17 protein-coding genes are annotated in these 18,085 nt (G+C 60.7%); 14 read left to right on the top strand and 3 right to left on the bottom strand.

Annotation, left to right across the window (positions count from 1 at the left end; translation table 11 throughout):
- The first annotated feature begins 9 nt into the window (after positions 1-9).
- From iscX to NF676_RS21920, 12 genes are all read left to right on the top strand, one after another.
- Complete coding sequence (gene iscX, locus NF676_RS21975) at positions 10-210, top strand: Fe-S cluster assembly protein IscX (RefSeq protein WP_056790162.1); 201 nt, start codon at positions 10-12, stop codon at positions 208-210.
- A gap of 87 nt (positions 211-297) precedes the next feature.
- Positions 298-723 carry a nucleoside-diphosphate kinase gene (gene ndk / locus NF676_RS21970; RefSeq protein ID WP_024014216.1) on the top strand — a complete coding sequence of 142 codons (426 nt, stop codon included), beginning with the start codon at positions 298-300 and terminating at the stop codon, positions 721-723.
- Between the two features lie 28 nt (positions 724-751).
- Entirely contained in the window at positions 752-1,900 is a 1,149-nt protein-coding gene (rlmN, locus tag NF676_RS21965; RefSeq protein WP_024014215.1) for a dual-specificity RNA methyltransferase RlmN, read from the top strand.
- A gap of 12 nt (positions 1,901-1,912) precedes the next feature.
- The gene (gene pilW / locus NF676_RS21960; RefSeq protein WP_016773330.1) at positions 1,913-2,671 is read left to right on the top strand and encodes a type IV pilus biogenesis/stability protein PilW; all 759 of its coding nucleotides are present in this window, start codon (positions 1,913-1,915) and stop codon (positions 2,669-2,671) included.
- Positions 2,671-3,690, top strand: coding sequence for a RodZ domain-containing protein (locus tag NF676_RS21955; protein ID WP_065616635.1), 1,020 nt, complete (start codon positions 2,671-2,673; stop codon positions 3,688-3,690). Before pilW ends, NF676_RS21955 begins: the two co-directional genes overlap by 1 nt.
- Before the next feature lie 3 nt (positions 3,691-3,693).
- Positions 3,694-4,803 (top strand): flavodoxin-dependent (E)-4-hydroxy-3-methylbut-2-enyl-diphosphate synthase, encoded by a 1,110-nt coding sequence (gene ispG / locus NF676_RS21950; protein WP_016773332.1) that lies wholly within the window; start codon positions 3,694-3,696, stop codon positions 4,801-4,803.
- A 22-nt stretch (positions 4,804-4,825) separates the two neighbouring features.
- Positions 4,826-6,115, top strand: a complete 1,290-nt coding sequence (gene hisS / locus NF676_RS21945; RefSeq protein WP_056790156.1) for a histidine--tRNA ligase — start codon at positions 4,826-4,828, stop codon at positions 6,113-6,115.
- Between the two features lie 41 nt (positions 6,116-6,156).
- A complete protein-coding gene (locus tag NF676_RS21940) occupies positions 6,157-6,798 on the top strand; it encodes a tetratricopeptide repeat protein (protein WP_056790153.1) in 642 nt (213 codons plus the stop codon).
- A complete protein-coding gene (bamB, locus tag NF676_RS21935) occupies positions 6,791-7,942 on the top strand; it encodes an outer membrane protein assembly factor BamB (protein ID WP_016773335.1) in 1,152 nt (383 codons plus the stop codon). The genes NF676_RS21940 and bamB overlap by 8 nt, the downstream gene beginning before the upstream one ends.
- Before the next feature lie 135 nt (positions 7,943-8,077).
- Entirely contained in the window at positions 8,078-9,550 is a 1,473-nt protein-coding gene (der, locus tag NF676_RS21930) for a ribosome biogenesis GTPase Der (protein ID WP_024014210.1), read from the top strand.
- A 291-nt stretch (positions 9,551-9,841) separates the two neighbouring features.
- The gene (locus NF676_RS21925; protein ID WP_041479927.1) at positions 9,842-10,990 is read left to right on the top strand and encodes a pyridoxal phosphate-dependent aminotransferase; all 1,149 of its coding nucleotides are present in this window, start codon (positions 9,842-9,844) and stop codon (positions 10,988-10,990) included.
- The gene (locus NF676_RS21920; protein WP_041479926.1) at positions 10,978-11,769 is read left to right on the top strand and encodes an amidohydrolase; all 792 of its coding nucleotides are present in this window, start codon (positions 10,978-10,980) and stop codon (positions 11,767-11,769) included. Before NF676_RS21925 ends, NF676_RS21920 begins: the two co-directional genes overlap by 13 nt.
- 180 nt (positions 11,770-11,949) lie before the next feature.
- Here NF676_RS21920 and leuA read toward each other — a convergent pair whose 3' ends face one another.
- The 3 genes from leuA to xseA all read right to left on the bottom strand — a co-directional run bounded on the left by leuA (position 11,950) and on the right by xseA (position 16,297).
- Positions 11,950-13,629: a 2-isopropylmalate synthase gene (gene leuA, locus NF676_RS21915; RefSeq protein WP_252886772.1), complete on the bottom strand. Its 1,680-nt coding sequence runs from the start codon at positions 13,627-13,629 to the stop codon at positions 11,950-11,952.
- Between the two features lie 463 nt (positions 13,630-14,092).
- The gene (locus tag NF676_RS21910) at positions 14,093-14,914 is read right to left on the bottom strand and encodes a peptidoglycan DD-metalloendopeptidase family protein (RefSeq protein WP_083353522.1); all 822 of its coding nucleotides are present in this window, start codon (positions 14,912-14,914) and stop codon (positions 14,093-14,095) included.
- Positions 14,915-14,917: 3 nt separating this feature from the next.
- Entirely contained in the window at positions 14,918-16,297 is a 1,380-nt protein-coding gene (gene xseA / locus NF676_RS21905) for an exodeoxyribonuclease VII large subunit (RefSeq protein ID WP_252886771.1), read from the bottom strand.
- Positions 16,298-16,518: 221 nt separating this feature from the next.
- On the opposite strand from xseA, the gene NF676_RS21900 reads away from it, so the two are divergent.
- Positions 16,519-17,286, top strand: a complete 768-nt coding sequence (locus tag NF676_RS21900) for a sulfite exporter TauE/SafE family protein (RefSeq protein WP_252886770.1) — start codon at positions 16,519-16,521, stop codon at positions 17,284-17,286.
- A 163-nt stretch (positions 17,287-17,449) separates the two neighbouring features.
- On the top strand, positions 17,450-17,998 hold the full coding sequence (locus NF676_RS21895) for a sugar ABC transporter ATPase (RefSeq protein WP_041479923.1): 549 nt from the start codon (positions 17,450-17,452) through the stop codon (positions 17,996-17,998).
- Positions 17,999-18,085 lie beyond the last annotated feature (87 nt).

Here is an 18,085-nt window from a genome sequence, read left to right as displayed (position 1 = left end):
AAGACTGTCATGAGCTACGGTTGGAATGATGTTCAACGCATTGCAGAAGAGCTGGCCGAGGCCCACCCGGGTACCGATCCGTATTCTGTTGGTTTCGTCAAACTGCAGCAGATGATCAAGTCACTCCCCGATTTTGACGACACCTCTGGTAGCGTTGGCGAGAAGGTGTTGGAAGCGGTCCAGACCCTTTGGGCCGCAGAATTGGACTGATCGTCTCGCAGGTTAGGCAATACCCAAGAACCCGCGTATAATTCGCGGGTTTAATTTTTCGCAAATTACCGTTTCTGGAGTTACACCATGGCTGTTCAACGTACTTTCTCCATCATCAAGCCTGACGCCGTTGCTAAAAACGTGATCGGCAAGATCACCACTCGCTTCGAAGACGCTGGCCTGCGCGTTGTAGCTTCGAAACTGAAGCAACTGTCCAAAGCCGAAGCCGAAGGCTTCTACGCTGAGCACAGCGAGCGCGGTTTCTTCGGTGACCTGGTTGCTTTCATGACTTCCGGTCCGGTTGTCGTTCAGGTTCTGGAAGGTGAAAACGCTATCGCTCGCAACCGTGAGCTGATGGGCGCTACCAACCCTAAAGAAGCTGCTGCCGGCACCATCCGTGCTGACTTCGCTGAATCGATCGACGCCAACGCCGTTCACGGTTCGGACTCCGAAGCTGCTGCCGCTCGCGAAATCGCTTACTTCTTCGCAGCTACTGAAGTAACCACTCGCTAAGCATTGCTTGCAGAGTGAAGGTGAATCCATGACTACATCGACTGTTAAAACAAACCTGCTGGGTCTGACCCAGCCGGAAATGGAAAAATTCTTCGACTCAATCGGGGAGAAGCGTTTCCGTGCCGGTCAGGTAATGAAATGGATTCACCACTTTGGCGTCGATGATTTCGACGCCATGACGAACGTCAGCAAAGCCTTGCGCGACAAGCTCAAGGCCATTGCTGAAGTGCGTGGTCCGGAAGTGGTCAGCGAGGACATCTCCAGCGACGGCACCCGTAAATGGGTGGTGCGCGTGGCGTCCGGCAGCTGCGTCGAGACCGTGTACATTCCCCAGGGCAAGCGCGGCACTCTATGCGTTTCGTCCCAGGCAGGCTGTGCCCTGGATTGCAGTTTCTGCTCCACCGGCAAGCAAGGCTTCAACAGCAACCTCACCGCCGCCGAAGTCATCGGTCAGGTGTGGATTGCCAACAAATCTTTCGGCAGCGTCCCGGCCACCGTCGACCGCGCCATCACCAACGTGGTGATGATGGGCATGGGCGAGCCGTTGCTGAACTTCGACAACGTCGTCGCCGCCATGCATCTGATGATGGATGACCTCGGCTACGGGATCTCCAAGCGCCGCGTGACCCTGTCCACCTCGGGTGTGGTGCCGATGATCGATGAGCTGGCCAAGCACATCGACGTATCCCTGGCGTTGTCCCTGCACGCACCGAATGACGCATTGCGTAACCAATTGGTGCCGATCAACAAGAAATATCCGCTTAAGATGCTGCTCGAGTCGTGCCAGCGCTACATGTCCGCCCTTGGCGAGAAACGTGTGCTGACCATCGAGTACACCTTGCTCAAGGACGTCAACGACAAGCTTGAGCACGCAGTGGAAATGATCGAGCTGCTTAAAGACATCCCGTGCAAGATCAACCTGATCCCATTCAACCCGTTCCCGCACTCCGGGTACGAGCGGCCGAGCAACAATGCCATCCGCCGCTTCCAGGATCAGTTGCATCAGGCCGGTTTCAACGTCACCGTGCGCACCACCCGTGGTGAAGACATCGACGCCGCATGTGGTCAATTGGTAGGGCAGGTGCTGGATCGCACCCGTCGCAGCGAACGTTACATCGCCGTGCGCGAGTTGAGCGCCGACAGCGATCTGGCACAGAACGCCGCGAACACTAACTAAGAGAGGATCTCTATGTCCCTGCGCTTTGCGCTGCTGTTGCTGTTGGCCAGCCTGTGCGCTGGCTGTGTCCTGTCGGGTGACTACAATCCGATGAAGACCAGCAAGGGCCGCGATGAAGCGCGGGCTGCCTACGTGCAGCTGGGGCTGGGCTATCTTCAGCAAGGCATGACCGAGCGCGCCAAGGTGCCACTGAAGAAAGCGCTGGAGCTGGACGGTTCCGACCCCGATGCCAATGCGGCCCTCGGTCTGGTGTTTCAGGCCGAGATGGAGCCGGCACTTGCCGACGAGCACTTTCGCAAGGCCTTGTCCTCACGTCCTGCCGATGCCCGCATCCTCAACAACTACGGCAGTTTTCTCTACGAAGAACAGCGCTACAAGGAAGCCTACGAGCGTTTTGAACAAGCGGCCGCCGATACCCTGTATCCTGAGCGCTCGCGGGTCTTCGAAAACCTCGGCATGACCGCCGCCAAGCTTGGCCAGCGTGATCTGGCCCAGCAACAGCTGGAAAAAGCCCTGCGCCTGAATCGCCAACAACCGCGCGCATTGCTGGAAATGGCTGAGTTGTCCTTCGAAGACAGGCATTATGTGCCCGCGCGTGACTATTACGACCGTTTCAGCCAGCTCACCGAACAAAATGCACGTAGTCTATTGCTCGGCGTTCGGCTGGCAAAAGTGTTTGAAGATCGCGACAAGGCAGCCAGTTACGGTCTGCAATTAAAACGACTCTATCCCGGTACGCCGGAATATCAGCAATACCTGTCGGAGCAATGATGAAAGCGGCGCATCCCGAAGTTGTAGCAGCGAATCGCGTAAATCCCGGTGAGACCCTGCGCCAGGCCCGCGAAAGCAATGGCTGGTCGCTGGCCGAAGTGGCCCTCAAGCTCAACCTCACCGTGACGTCCCTGAGCAATCTTGAAGCCGGCGCTTTCGACAAGCTGCCGGGGCATACCTTCGCTCGCGGTTACATTCGCGCCTATGCCAAATTGCTCGGCATGGACCAGACCGTTCTGGTTCAGCAATTCGACCAGTCCACCGGCACCGATTCCCAGGGCAGCAACGTTCACGCCCTCGGTCGTATCGAAGAGCCGGTGCGGGTTTCCCACACCATTTTGCGTATCGTCAGCCTGTTGCTGCTGATCGCGGTCATCGGCGGCGGTTTCGTCTGGTGGCAGGATCAGACCTCGCAGCGCACCCGCGATCTGACCAGCCTGGCGCCGGAACACGTCGAAGTCGAAGGCGCGGACGGCACCACGCAGATCCACCCGATTGACGAGCCGGAAGACCAGGCTGTCGCCGAAAATCAGGCTGACAATTCGACATCGCTGGCCTTGCCGCAGTCGGAAACCAGTGCTGAATCCACCGGTGCCGAGTCCGCAGCGCCAGCAACCGAGCCGGCTGCCCCGGCAGTTGCGCCAAGCGCTCCGGCACAGACGCCTGCGCCAGTGGTGGCGGCTCCGGCCACTCCAGCGCCGAATGTCCCAGCGACACCTGCCCCGACCGCGCCGGTTGCTCAAGCGCCAAGCGCTGAAGCAGCTGCTCCGGTTGCCGGCGAAGGCCAGGTGCAATTGCAGTTCACCGGCGATTGCTGGGCACAGGTGACCGATGGCCGTGGCAAAGTGATTTTCAGCGGCCTTAAGCATAAAGGCGACAGCGTGAGTGTTTCCGGCAAGCCGCCGCTCGCCGTACGTCTGGGCGTTGCCCGCGCGGCACAGGTCAGCTACAACGGCCAACCGGTCGATATCGCTCCGTTCACCAGTGGCGAGACTGCTCGCCTGAAGTTGGGTCAATAAGTCATGCACGGCGAATCTCCAATCAAACGTCGCGAATCGCGCAAGATCTGGGTCGGCAACGTACCGGTGGGCGGCGACGCGCCGATCGCTGTGCAGAGCATGACCAACAGCGACACCAATGACGTCGCCGCGACCGTGGCGCAGATCAATCGTCTGGAAGCCGCCGGCGTCGACATCGTTCGCGTCTCGGTGCCGGACATGGACGCCGCCGAGGCGTTCGGCAAGATCAAGCAACTGGTCAAAGTGCCGTTGGTGGCTGACATCCACTTCGACTACAAAATCGCCTTGCGCGTGGCCGAACTGGGTGTGGACTGTCTGCGCATCAATCCGGGCAACATCGGTCGCGAAGACCGCGTGCGTGCCGTGGTCGATGCGGCGCGTGATCGCGGCATTCCGATCCGGATCGGCGTCAACGCCGGTTCCCTGGAAAAAGACCTGCAAAAGAAATACGGCGAGCCGACCCCGGCCGCATTGGTCGAATCCGCGCTGCGCCACGTTGAACACCTCGAACGCCTGAATTTCCAGGACTTCAAGGTCAGCGTGAAAGCCTCCGACGTGTTCATGGCCGTCGAAGCCTACCGTTTGCTGGCGAAAGAAATCGTCCAGCCGCTGCACCTCGGCATCACTGAAGCCGGCGGTTTGCGATCGGGCACGGTGAAATCCGCCGTGGGCCTAGGTATGCTGCTCGCCGAAGGGATTGGCGATACTATCCGCATCTCGCTGGCGGCCGACCCGGTCGAGGAAGTGAAGGTCGGTTACGACATTCTCAAGTCTTTGCATCTGCGTTCCCGTGGCATCAACTTCATCGCCTGCCCGAGCTGCTCGCGGCAGAACTTCGATGTGGTCAAGACCATGAACGAGCTGGAAGGGCGCCTTGAAGACCTGCTGGTGCCGCTGGATGTCGCGGTCATCGGTTGCGTGGTCAACGGCCCCGGCGAAGCCAAGGAAGCCCATATCGGCTTGACCGGCGGCACGCCAAACCTGATTTACATCGACGGCAAGCCGTCGCAGAAGCTGACGAATGACAATCTGGTGGACGAGCTGGAAAAGCTGATCCGCCAGAAAGCGGCCGAAAAGGTCGAAGCTGACGCTGCCGTTATCGCGCGCGGCTGATCGAACGAATTAAGGAAATTTTGTGAGCAAGTCTCTGCAAGCCATTCGTGGCATGAACGACATCCTGCCCGAACAGACCCCGCTGTGGCGTTATTTCGAAGGCACTGTGGCGCGTCTGCTGGATAACTACGGTTACAAGCAGATCCGCATGCCGATCGTCGAGTTCACCGAGCTGTTCAAGCGCTCGATCGGCGAAGTCACCGATATCGTCGAAAAAGAGATGTACACCTTCGAAGACCGCAACGGCGACTCGCTGACCCTGCGTCCGGAAGGCACTGCGGCGTGCGTGCGTGCCGTGCTTGAGCACGGCATCACCGGCGGTGGTCAGGTGCAGAAACTCTGGTACATCGGCCCGATGTTCCGCCACGAGCGTCCGCAGAAAGGCCGTTATCGTCAGTTTCACCAGATCGGTCTGGAGGTGTTCAACCTCGACGGTCCGGACATCGACGCCGAACTGATCATCATGACCTGGCGCTTGTGGGGCGAGCTGGGCATTCGTGATGCGGTCAAGCTCGAACTCAACAGCCTCGGCACCAGCGAATCCCGTGGTCGCTATCGTGAAGCGCTGGTCGAGTACCTCTCGGCGCACCACGACAAGCTCGATGAAGACAGCCAGCGTCGTCTGAAAACCAACCCGCTGCGCGTGCTCGACACGAAAAATGCCGACACTCAGGCCGTGCTGGTCGATGCGCCGAAAATGGCCGACTACCTCGACGACGAGTCCCGCGCTCACTTCGAAGGCCTGAAGGCGCGTCTGGATGCCGTCGGCATTCCTTACGTGCTCAACCCGAAACTGGTGCGTGGCCTCGATTACTACAGCAAAACCGTTTTCGAATGGGTCACCGACAAGCTCGGCGCCCAGGGCACCGTGTGCGCGGGCGGCCGTTACGACGGTCTGGTCGAGCAGATGGGCGGCAAGCCAACCCCGGGCGTCGGTTTCGCCATGGGCATCGAGCGTCTGGTATTGATGCTCGAAACCCTTGAGCAGATTCCGGAAGAAATTTCCCGTCAGGTCGACGTCTACCTCTGCGCCTTCGGTGAAGAGGCCGAGCTGGCCGGTCTGGCCCTGGCCGAACGGGTTCGCGATGAACTTCCAAACCTGCGCCTGCAAGTCAATGCCGGCGCCGGCAGTTTCAAAAGCCAGTTCAAGAAGGCCGACAAGAGCGGTGCGCTGTACGCATTGATCCTCGGTGACGACGAAATGGCCCAGCAAGTGGTAGGTTTCAAACCCCTGCGTGGCCAGGGCGAACAACAAAGCATTGCCTGGGATGCGCTCGCCGCTCACCTGGCCACCTGCGTCGTGCAGGGTTGAAGCTGTCTTAACAGCCGATTTAGCGATTAAGGAGTATTGGGGTGTCGAGTACCGAAGACGAACAGTTGGCGGATTTGAAGGACTGGTGGACACGCAACGGCAAACCTCTGGTCACCGGCGGCCTGTTGGCGCTGGTCATCGTGTTCGGCTGGCAGGCCTGGCACAAGTACCAGAGCAACCAGTCGCAAGGCGCCTCGGTGCTCTATCAGCAATTGCTGGAAACCACGCTGACGCCTGACGGCAAGCCTGATGCCGCCCGCGTTGCGGACCTGGCCGGCAAGCTCAACAGCGAATACGGCGGTTCTGCCTATGCGCAATACGGCAGCCTGTTCGTCGCCAAAGTGGCGGTTGACAGCGGCAAGCTGGACGACGCAGCAACCGAACTCAAAGCCATCGTCGACAAACCGGCCAACCCGGCGCTGGGCGAAATCGCCCGTCAGCGTCTGGCGCAGGTGCTGGGCGCGCAGGACAAGGCCGAAGACGCCCTGAAACTGCTCGACGGCGATGCCGACAAAGCGTTCCTGGCCACTCGCGAAGAACTCAAGGGCGACCTGCTGGTGCGCTTGGGCCGTACCGATGACGCGAACAAGGCGTATCAAAAAGCCAAGGCGGCACTGTCGGATGAAGCGGCGGTCGGTGGCCTTCAAATCAAGCTCGACGACCTGGCCAAAGGGGATGCGTGACGTGATCCGTTGGAAGCATGCAGCATTGCTGGCTCTGGCCCTTCTGGCCGCGGGTTGCAGCAGCAACAGCAAGAAAGAATTGCCACCGGCCGAACTGACCGACTTCAAAGAAGAAGTCGTTCTGCAGAAGCAGTGGAGCCGCTCGATCGGTGACGGTCAGGGCGAAACCTACAACATGCTGGTGCCGGCGATCGACGGTGACACCATCTACGCCGCCGATGTGACTGGTGTGGTGATGGCGCTGGATCGCAGCAACGGCGACGTGAAGTGGGACCAGGATCTGGAACTGCCTGTCTCCGGCGCCGTCGGCGTGGGTTATGGTCTGGTACTGATCGGTACCCTGCGTGGCGAAGTCGTCGCTCTGGACACCAGCAACGGTGAAGAGAAGTGGCGTGCCCGCGTCAACAGTGAAGTGCTCGCGCCGCCGGCCAACAATGGCGACGTGGTCGTCGTGCAGACCCAGGACGATCGTTTGATCGGTCTGGACGCTGCCACCGGCAACCAGCGCTGGGTGTATGACAGCACCCCGGCGGTCCTGACCCTGCGTGGCACCAGTGCTCCGCTGGTCACCAACCGCCTGGCGGTAGCTGGCCTGTCGACCGGTAAAGTGGTCGCGTTGGACATCTCCAACGGCGTGCCGGTGTGGGAACAACGCATCGCCATTCCACAAGGTCGTTCGGAGCTGGAGCGCGTCGTCGACATCGACGGCGGTCTGCTGCTGTCCGGCGGTACGCTGTACGTGGCCAGCTATCAGGGTCGCGTTGCGGCGCTGGACCTGGAAAGCGGTCGTCAACTGTGGCAGCGCGATGCGTCGAGCTACGCCGGTATCGCTCAGGGTTTCGGCAGCGTCTACGTGAGCCTGTCCTCGGGCACCGTTGAAGGCGTCGACGAGCGTTCCACCACCGCACTGTGGAGCAACGATTCGCTGGCTCGCCGTCAACTGTCGGCACCGGAAGTGTTCTCCAGCTACGTAGCTGTGGGTGACCTGGAAGGTTATCTGCATCTGCTGAGTCAGGTCGACGGTCGTTTCGTCGGCCGTGAGCGCATCGACAGCGACGGCCTGCGTGCTCGTCCGCTGGTGGTGGGCGACACGATTTATGTGTATGGCAACAGCGGCAAACTGGAAGCCCTGACCATCAAGTAACAACTATGCTTGGGGTTCATCCCCAAGCGGCCCTGCATCAGCAGGGTTTGCAGCGCCCCCGGGTGTTGCCCCGAGCACCAGCCGCTGCCTCGCAGCGGCTTTTGTATTTTCTGAAATAACGAAGTGGAGAGCCGCATGGTTCCCGTAATCGCCCTGGTGGGCCGACCGAACGTCGGCAAGTCCACCTTGTTCAACCGCCTGACCAGGACTCGTGACGCCATCGTCGGCGACCTGTCCGGTCTGACCCGTGATCGCCAGTACGGTGAGGCCAAGTGGCAAGGGCGTTCCTACATTCTGATCGACACCGGCGGTATCTCCGGTGACGAACATGGTATGGACGAAAAAATGGCCGAGCAGTCGCTGCTGGCCATCGAAGAAGCCGATGTGGTGCTGTTTCTGGTAGATGCCAAGGCCGGTTTTACCGCTGCCGACCAGATGATCGCCGAGCATTTGCGCAAACGTAACAAGCGTTCCCACGTGGTGGCCAACAAGGTCGACAACATCGACCCGGAAATGGCCCGCGCCGAATTCGCCCCGCTGGGCATGGGCCACGCGATCCCGATCGCTGGCGCCCACGGCCGTGGCATCACGCAACTGCTGGAAGCCGCCCTGAGCGAGTTCCCGCGCGATGATGACGAGCCTGCTGAAGGTGAAGAGGAAGAAGTCGTTGCCGAAGGCGAGGAAGCCAAGCGCATTCCTGGTCCGAGCGAAAAAGACGGGATCAAGATCGCCATCATCGGTCGTCCGAACGTCGGCAAGTCGACCCTGGTCAACCGCATGCTTGGTGAAGACCGGGTCATCGTGTACGACCAGCCGGGCACCACCCGCGACAGCATCTACATTCCGTTCGAGCGCAATGAAGAGAAGTACACGCTGATCGACACCGCCGGTGTGCGCAAGCGCGGCAAGATCCACGAAGAAGTCGAAAAATTCTCCGTGGTCAAAACCCTGCAGGCGATCAAAGACGCCAACGTGGTGATCTTCGTGATGGACGCCCGCGAGGGTGTGGTCGATCACGACCTGAACCTGCTGGGCTTCGCGATCGAATCCGGTCGTGCGCTGGTCATCGCGATCAACAAGTGGGATGGCATGACGCCGAGCGAGCGCGACTTTGTGAAAGTCGAGCTGCAACGTCGTCTGTTCTTCGTCGACTACGCCGACATTCACTTCATCTCGGCGTTGCACGGCACGGGCGTGGGCAACCTCTACGCTTCGGTGCAGAACTCGTTCAAGTCCGCTGTTACCCGCTGGCCGACCAACCGTCTGACCCAGATTCTGGAAGATGCGGTGGGCGAGCACGCGCCGCCAATGGTCAACAACCGCCGGATCAAGCTGCGTTACGCTCACTTGGGTGGTGCGAACCCGCCGATCATCGTGATCCACGGTAACCAGATCGAGAAAGTGCCGAAGTCGTACGTGCGCTATCTGGAGAACACTTACCGTCGTGTACTCAAGCTGGTCGGTACGCCGATCCGCATCGAGTTCAAGGGCGGCGAGAACCCGTACGAAGGCAACAAGAACACGCTGACCGACCGCCAGGTCAACAAGAAGCGTCGCTTGATGTCGCACAACAAGAAAGCCAGCAAGAAGCGCCGCGACAAGAAGTGATCCGAGGCCCTGCACAATTTTGTGTGGGGCTTTTGTGGCGAGGGGATTTATCCCCGATGGGCTGCGCAGCAGCCCCAAAACCTGTGTCCGCGGTGTATCAGTCAAACCGCATTCAACGGGTTTGCGACTGCTTCGCAGCCGGAACGGGGATAAATCCCCTCGCCACAGGATTGGGTTTGTTCAATGAGAGAAGGTCGCCGTTTGGCGCCCTTTTTTTATGGGCGCCGGATGGGCTATCCTCGGGCTCTCCCGCGCCGTCGTCAGAGCCGGGTGTTGAGCAGAGAACCCCCGATGATCACCAGCAAGCTGCCGAATGTCGGCATCACTATTTTCACGCAGATGTCTCAGCTCGCGGCGCAGACCGGCGCGATCAACCTGTCCCAGGGTTTCCCGGATTTCGACGGCCCGCAGTCGTTGCGTGATGCGGTCGGGCGGCATATCGCCAGTGGCCATAACCAGTATTCGCCGATGACCGGTTTGCCGGCGTTGCGTCAGCAGATCGCGGCCAAGATCGCGCGCAGCTATGGCGTGACAGTCGATGCCGATCATGAAGTGACGGTAACGCCCGGTGCGACTCAGGCAATCTTCTGCGCGATTCAGGCAGTGATTCACAGCGGCGATGAAGTCATCGTCTTCGATCCGTGCTACGACAGCTACGCACCGGCGACAGAATTGGCGGGTGGTCGTTGCGTGCATGTGCAGCTGAATCCGGACGATTTCTCCATCGATTTCGATCAACTCGCAGCGGCCCTCAGTCCGCGGACGAAAATGATCGTCATCAACACCCCGCACAACCCGAGCGGCGCATTGATCAGCCGCGACGAGCTCGATCAACTGGCGGCGTTGATCCGTGATCGCGACATCTATCTGATCAGCGACGAAGTCTACGAACACCTGGTCTTCGACGGCGTGCCGCATGTCAGCGTGCTGGCCCATGAAGAGCTGTATCAGCGCGCGTTCGTGATCAGTTCGTTCGGCAAGACGTACCACGTCACCGGCTGGAAAACCGGCTACGTCGTCGCCCCGCCAGCGCTGACGGCCGAGCTGCGCAAGGTGCATCAGTACGTCAGTTTCTGTGGCGTCACGCCGCTGCAATACGCGCTGGCCGATTACATGGCCGAGCACCCGGAACACGTTGAAGAGCTGCCGGGTTTCTATCAGGCCAAGCGCGATCTGTTCTGCGATCTGCTTGCGCCATCGCGCTTCAGCTTTACCCGAGTCACCGGCACCTATTTCCAGTTGGTCGATTATTCGCAGATCCGTCCGGATCTGAACGATGTCGACATGGCCATGTGGATGACTCGCGAGCACGGTGTCGCGAGCATTCCGGTGTCAGTGTTCTACCAGAATCCACCGCAAGGCCAGCGCCTGATACGCCTGTGCTTTGCCAAACGCGAGGAGACGCTGCGTGAAGCGGCGGCAAAACTATGCGTGATCTGAGTGCATTGCCAGACCTGACTCTGGCGCTGATCCAGACCAGCCTGGCCTGGCACGACCGCCGGGCCAACCTCGAGCACTTCGAGTTGTTGCTGGAACAGGCCCGTGGCGCCGATCTGATTATCCTGCCGGAGATGTTCACCACCGGATTCTCGATGGAATCGGAAACCCTCGCCGAAGCGGAAAACGGTCCGACCAGCAAATGGCTGCGGGCGCAGGCGGCGAAGTTCGATGCGGTCATCACTGGCAGCGTGATCATCCAGGCGGCTGACGGCAGCCATCGCAACCGCTTGCTCTGGGCGCGGCCGGACGGCGAAGTGCTGCATTACGACAAGCGTCACCTGTTTCGTATGGCCGGCGAGCACAACCATTACACGCCGGGCGAGCGTCAGGTGCAGTTCGAGCTCAAGGGTTGGCGGATTCGTCCGCTGATCTGCTACGACCTGCGTTTCCCGGTGTGGAGCCGCGACGCGCAGGACACCGATCTGCTGCTGTACACCGCCAACTGGCCGGGCGCACGGCGTCTGCACTGGAACCGCCTGCTGCCGGCACGAGCGATTGAAAATCTCTGCTACGTGGCAGCGGTAAATCGGGTGGGCAGCGATGGCAAAGGCTTCGCGTATACCGGCGACAGTCAGGTGTTGGATTTCCAGGGCGAGACGTTGCTGGCGGCGGGGGAGGCGGATGGCGTGTTCAAGGTGATTCTGGAAGCGGCGCCGTTGGCGGCGTATCGCGAGCGCTTTCCGGCGAACCTGGATGCCGACACTTTCGAGTTCACCTAACGCAGCCGATCGTTCCCACGCTCTGCGTGGGAATGCAGCCCGTGACGCTCCGCGTCACTGGACGCGGAGCGTCCCTTGAGGCATTCCCACGCGGAGCATGGGAACGATCGCATCCTTTGATCTACAAAAAAAGGCCCCGGAGCTCACACTCCGGGGCCTTTCGCATTTCAGCAGTCGGGATTACGCCGCTTTCGCCTCTGGCTGGCTCAGCGAGCGGTTCAGCGCGCTGAACAATGCCTTGAAACTCGCCGTGGTGATGTTTTCATCGATACCCACGCCGTGCACTGCACGTTCACCGTTCACCCGCAATTCGATATAGGCCGCCGCTTTGGCATTGGTGCCTGCGCCGATCGCGTGTTCGTTGTAGTCCATGATTTCCACCGGAATCGGCAGGCCGGCGACCAGGGCTTCCAGCGCGCCGTTGCCCTTGCCGCGCCAGTGCAGGTTGGTTTCGCCCTGACCTTTGCTGGCCACTTCCACTTCGACGGCGCTGTTGCCGTTTTCTTCCTGCAGACGATGGCTGACCAGCGCGTACGGGGTGTTGGCCTGCAGGTATTCGCTGATCAACAGCGAGTGAATCTGCTTGGCCGTCATCTCCAGGCCCAAACGGTCGGTCTCACGCTGCACGACCTGGCTGAACTCGATCTGCATGCGCCGTGGCAGGCTGATGCCGTATTCCTGCTCCAGCAAGTAAGCGATGCCGCCCTTGCCCGACTGGCTGTTGACGCGGATCACCGCCTCGTAGCTGCGACCGATGTCGGCCGGGTCGATCGGCAGGTACGGCACTTCCCACAGGGTGTCCGGTTTCTGCTGGGCGAAGCCCTTGCGGATTGCGTCCTGGTGCGAGCCGGAGAACGCGGTGTGAACCAGGTCGCCAACGTACGGATGACGCGGGTGCGCCTGGATCTGGTTGCACTCTTCGACGACCTTGCGCACGCCGTCGATGTCGGAGAAGTCCAGCTCAGGGTCGACGCCCTGGGTGTACATGTTCAGCGCGACGGTGACGAGGTCGACGTTGCCGGTGCGCTCGCCGTTGCCGAACAGGCAGCCTTCGACGCGATCGGCGCCGGCCATCAGGCCCAGCTCGGTGGCCGCGACGCCGGTGCCCCGGTCGTTGTGGGTGTGCAGGCTGATGATCACGCTGTCACGACGGTTGATGTTGCGACCAAACCATTCGATCTGGTCGGCGTAGACGTTCGGCGTCGCGCATTCAACCGTGGCCGGCAGGTTGAGAATCATCTTGTGCTCAGGCGTCGGGTTCCACACCTCGATCACGGCGTCGCAGACTTCCTTGGCGAATTCCAGCTCGGTAGCGCTGAAGGTTTCCGGCGAGTATTCGAAGGTCCACTCGGTCTCCGGCTGCATGGCCGCGTATTTGACGAACAGCTTGGCAGCGTTGACGGCGATGGCCTTGATACCGTCCTTGTCCTGGTTGAAGACGATGCGACGGAAAGAAGGCGAGGTGGCGTTGTACAGGTGAACGATGGCTTTCTTCGCCCCGCGCAGGGATTCGAAGGTGCGCTCGATCAGGTCTTCACGGCCCTGGGTGAGCACCTGAATGGTGGTGTCGTCCGGGATGTGGCCTTCTTCGATCAGCGTACGCACGAAGTCGAAGTCGGTTTGCGACGCGGCCGGGAACGACGCTTCGATCTCCTTCACGCCGACCTGCACCAGGGTTTTCCAGAAGCGCAGCTTCTTCGCCGCGTCCATTGGTTCGATCAGCGACTGGTTGCCGTCACGCAGGTCGGAGCTGCACCAGATCGGCGCGGCGTCGATGGTCTTCGACGGCCAGGTACGATCCGGCAGGTTGATGACGGGAAACGCGCGGTATTTCGAAGACGGGTCTTTGAGCATGCTCATCGGGAAATTCCTTGTTGTCTGGGCCGAAAAGAGGCGGCCTGCCGGTTGAACGAATGTTCTTGGAAAAGCGTGGGACGAGGCGCAGCGATTCAGCCTGGCAGTCGTGCGCTGACGAGGCACAGGCTGCGGTGCTGGCGAAGCTGAATGAGGGTGTGAGAGGTTTTCATGGCTTCAACCCTAACCGCGAGGGGAAAGGATGGCAAGCAGTCGGAAAAAATTGAGAGGAATACCCGAAAAGCGGGGTTTTGCAGGAATTTATTGCGCTTTAGGCGGTGGAAGTTGTTGATGTTTGCGTAAGGCTAGATTGGGGCGCAATTGAGTTTTAGGAGATTCATTGAGTATGGCGGTGTTTTATAGGGCGCCTTCGCGAGCAGGCTCGCTCCCACAGGGGATCTTTGTTGTGAATAAGATCCAGTGTGGGAGCGAGCCTGCTCGCGAAGAGGCCGGTCGCCTCAACCCATATTCAAGGTTGGAAAGCCCCAATGAAAATCGCCGGATCCACCCGCGCGTCATTCAGGCTGACGTTCCAGTGCATATGCGGCCCGGTCGCGCGGCCGGTCGCGCCGACCTTGCCCACCACCGCGCCACGGGCCAGTTGCTGGCCGTTTTTCACGTCGATCTTCGACATGTGGCAGAACATGCTGATAAAGCCTTGGCCGTGGTCAACGAACACCGTGTTGCCGTTGAAGAAGTAATTGCCGATCAGAATCACCTTGCCCGCCGCCGGGGTCTTGATTGGCGTGCCCGCCGGCACTGCGAAATCGAGGCCGGCGTGAGGATTGCGCTCTTCGCCGTTGAAGAAACGACGCACACCGAACTTGCTCGACAGCGGCCCGTTGACCGGTTTGTCCAGCAGCAGATTGCTCGGCGTGTTCGGGCTGAAACTGCGATAAGCCGCGATCTGTTCCGCCAGTTCGCCTTCAATGCGCTTGAGGTTGTCGGCGTTCGGATTGACCTGCTGTTTGTTCTTCAGGGTGATGTGCTGTTCCGGGTATTTCTTGCTGCCCACGGTAAACGGCAGGTTACGCCCGCCACTGCTGATCTGCTGCGCGCCAGGCTTGACCGTCAGCGGCACGCCGACGATCGCCAGCCAGTTGTTCTGCTCTTTGACCACCAGCACCGGTTTGCCTTGATAGGTGGCTTTCGGCGCCTGCGCGGCGGTGCCCAGATCCACCACGGCGACGCCGCCCGGCACCGGTTTGTTCAGCAGCCGAGTGATGTAACTGTCGGCGTGGGCGTTGAAGGTCAGGCAGAGCAACAGCAGCGGAGCGAGAAAACGCGGCATGGATCAGTCCAGTAAAGAGAGGGTGACGGGCGTCAGGTGATTGTCCTCGACGCGCACTTGCAGTTCGCCTTCGCCGAGCTTGGCTTTCAGGCGCTGGCCGGTGTGGGTCTGCGCGGCGTTGCGGATCGCGTGGCCACGCTCGTCGAGCAGAATGCTGTAACCCCGGCCGAGAGTCGCCAACGGGCTGACCACGTGCAGCGTCTGCATCTGACTGTGCAATTGCTGCCGACGCTGTTTCAGAGCATCGCGCATGGCCCGGGGCAGACGTTCGCCGAGGCTGTCGAGGCGCTGGCGAAGCATCGCCAGTTGGCGCCCTGGATGTTGCCCGGCGAGGCGGGTTTCCAGACGGATCAGGCGTTCGCGGCGGGTATTGAGATGGCGTTCGAAGGCCCGGCGCATGCGCATGTCCAGATCATCCAGACGCTGAGCCTGCTGGCGCAGACGTTCGCCGGGATGCCGCAACCGTCGGGCCATGCCTTCCAGACGCAGGCGATCACGCATCAAGCGGTCACGCATGCGCATCACCAGACGCCGGTGCAGGCTCTCGACCTGACGGATCAGATGGCTGGAATCCGGGGCGAGCAGTTCGGCGGCGGCCGAGGGCGTGGGGGCGCGGACGTCGGCGACAAAATCGCTGATCGAAACATCGGTTTCATGGCCGACGGCGCTGACGATCGGCGTGACACAGGCATCGACCGCGCGCGCCACCGCTTCTTCGTTGAAGCACCAGAGGTCTTCCAGCGAGCCGCCGCCACGGGCGAGGATCAGCGCGTCGAAGCCACGGGCATCGGCCATTTTCAGCGCGCGGACAATCTGCGCGGTGGCCTCGCGGCCCTGCACAGCGGTTGGAATCAGGGTCAGTTGCACCTGCGGCGCACGGCGGCGGAATACGCTGATGATGTCGCGAATCACCGCGCCGGTCGGCGAGCTGATGATGCCGATGCGCTGTGGATGGGCGGGCAGCGGCACTTTGCGTTCGGCACTGAACAGGCCTTCGGCGCTGAGCTTTTCCTTCAGCGCATCGAAGGCCAGACGCAGCGCGCCGTCACCGGCCGGCTCCACGGTGTCGAGGATCAGCTGATAGTCGCCACGGCCTTCGAACAGCGAAACCTTGCCGCGCACCTTGACCGCCAGACCATCCTTCAACGCCTGACGTACGCGCGCGGCGTTCTGCCGGAACAGCGCGCAACGCACCTGCGCGCCGCTGTCCTTGAGGGTGAAGTAGACGTGGCCGGACGCCGGGCGCGCGAGGTTGGAGATTTCGCCTTCGACCCAGATGTTGCTGAACACGTCTTCGAGCAACACCCGCGCGCGGCCGTTGAGCTGGCTGACGGTCAGGACTTCACGGTCCAGGCCAAGTCTTGCAAAGGGATCTTTAATCATGGGGCGCAGTTTAAAGGCATTTGCCCGCCAATCACCATGACACCCACACAAAACCCTGTGGGAGCGAGCCTGCTCGCGAAAGCATTGTGTCAGCGGACAACAACGGGGAATGACACTCCGCCTTCGCGAGCAGGCTCGCTCCCACATGGGATCAATTTGATATCTGGTCGTGCTGCCCGCTACTGGCTACAGTCAGCGCGGTCTTATAAAGGATGCGGACGATGAGCATGATGGAGCTGTTGGGGGCGTGGTCGTGGGGCGCTGGCGGTTGGGCGGTCATCGGGTTGGCCATTGCCCTGGCCTACATCGTCTTCGGCATCGCCGGTTTCGGCACGGCGCTGGTCGCGGGGCCGATGCTGATTCTGTTTATGCCGCTATCGAAAATCGTGCCGCTGCTGGTGCTGCTGGATTTCGTCGCGGCATTCGGCAATCTGCTGCCCTCGCGGCGCGACGTCGCCAAGCCGGAATTGCTCAGGCTGCTGCCGTGCATGGCGATCGGCTGCACGTTGGGGGTGATCTTCCTGCTGAATCTGAAATCCGATCTGTTGCTGTTGTTGATGGGGCTGTTTATCAGCGCCTATGCGGTCTACAGCCTGTGGGTCAAAGCGCGGCCGGCGCAGTTGTCAGCGGCGTGGGCGGTGCCGATGGGCACGGTGGGTGGGTTGTTCGGCGCGTTGTTTGGCAGTGGCGGCTTTCTTTACGCGATCTATCTGAACAGCCGCCTGCCCAAGGACGCGGCGCGGGCCACGCAAAGTGCCTTGATCAGTTGCAGCACCGTGGTGCGCTTGAGTCTGTTTGTCATCGCCGGTGTGTATGCCGAGCCACCCTTGTTGATGCTGGCGCTGTGTCTGTTGCCGGCCATGGCGCTGGGCTTGTGGATCGGCCGGCGGCTGACCATGAGGTTGTCGCGCGAGGCGTTTGTGCGGCTGGTGACTTGGCTGGTGCTGGCCAGCGGGATCGCGTTGATGGTGCGCTATTTCAGCACTTGACCGGATTTCTTCAGGGATTAAGCTGCCGGCCGCAGTTCCTTGTGGGAGCGAGCCTGCTCGCGAATGCGGTGGGTCAGCAACAAAAATGCAGCCTGACACTGCGCTTTCGCGAGCAGGCTCGCTCCCACATTGGAAATCTTAAATACTGGCAGCAGGCTCCACCATGAACTCGCAAAGCATTATCGTCCCGAAAATCTCCACCCTGCCGGTGCACGAGCCCCGAGCGCGGGCGATCGTGCGCTGGCTGGTGCGCAAGAACATCATCGAAGAACAATTGACCACCTGCGGCCGCACCGGCAACCGTATGGCCCACGCCATCGCTGATGGTGCTCGCGCCGTGGTGCTGCACCCGCAAGCGCTGCCGTTCGGCGAGCCGGTCAATGGCCTGGAGATCGTCACCAAACGCTGCATCTACACCCCGGCCAAGGGCTTTCTCGAAGAGGCCGGTTGCGCCGAGTGCCGTCGCGAAGTGGGCGAGGCGCTGTTCGAGAGTCTTGAAGACTGGTTTCCAGGCCGCACCGACAATTTCACCTGCCCGGAATGCGGGCATGAGGACGACATCAACGGCTTCCTGTTTCTGCAGGAATGCGCGTTTTCCAACCTCGGCTTCATTTTCAACAATTGGCTGGAGGCGGGGTTCAAGCAGAGCTTTATCGACGAGTTCGCCGATTGGCTCGATCAACCTGTCTCTTGGGTCAAGGTGGAGCTGTAGGGCCGGGCTTTTCCATCTATCAATTAGGCTGAGTTTTACATTGAACAGCAGGGGGTGTCTGACTATAATGGCGCGCTTCCATTTTCC

It is taken from the genome of Pseudomonas siliginis, assembly GCF_024072275.1.
Classification (GTDB): domain Bacteria; phylum Pseudomonadota; class Gammaproteobacteria; order Pseudomonadales; family Pseudomonadaceae; genus Aquipseudomonas; species Aquipseudomonas siliginis.
Note: the sequence above shows the minus strand (reverse complement) of the source record. Positions and strands in the feature narration are given on the sequence as shown.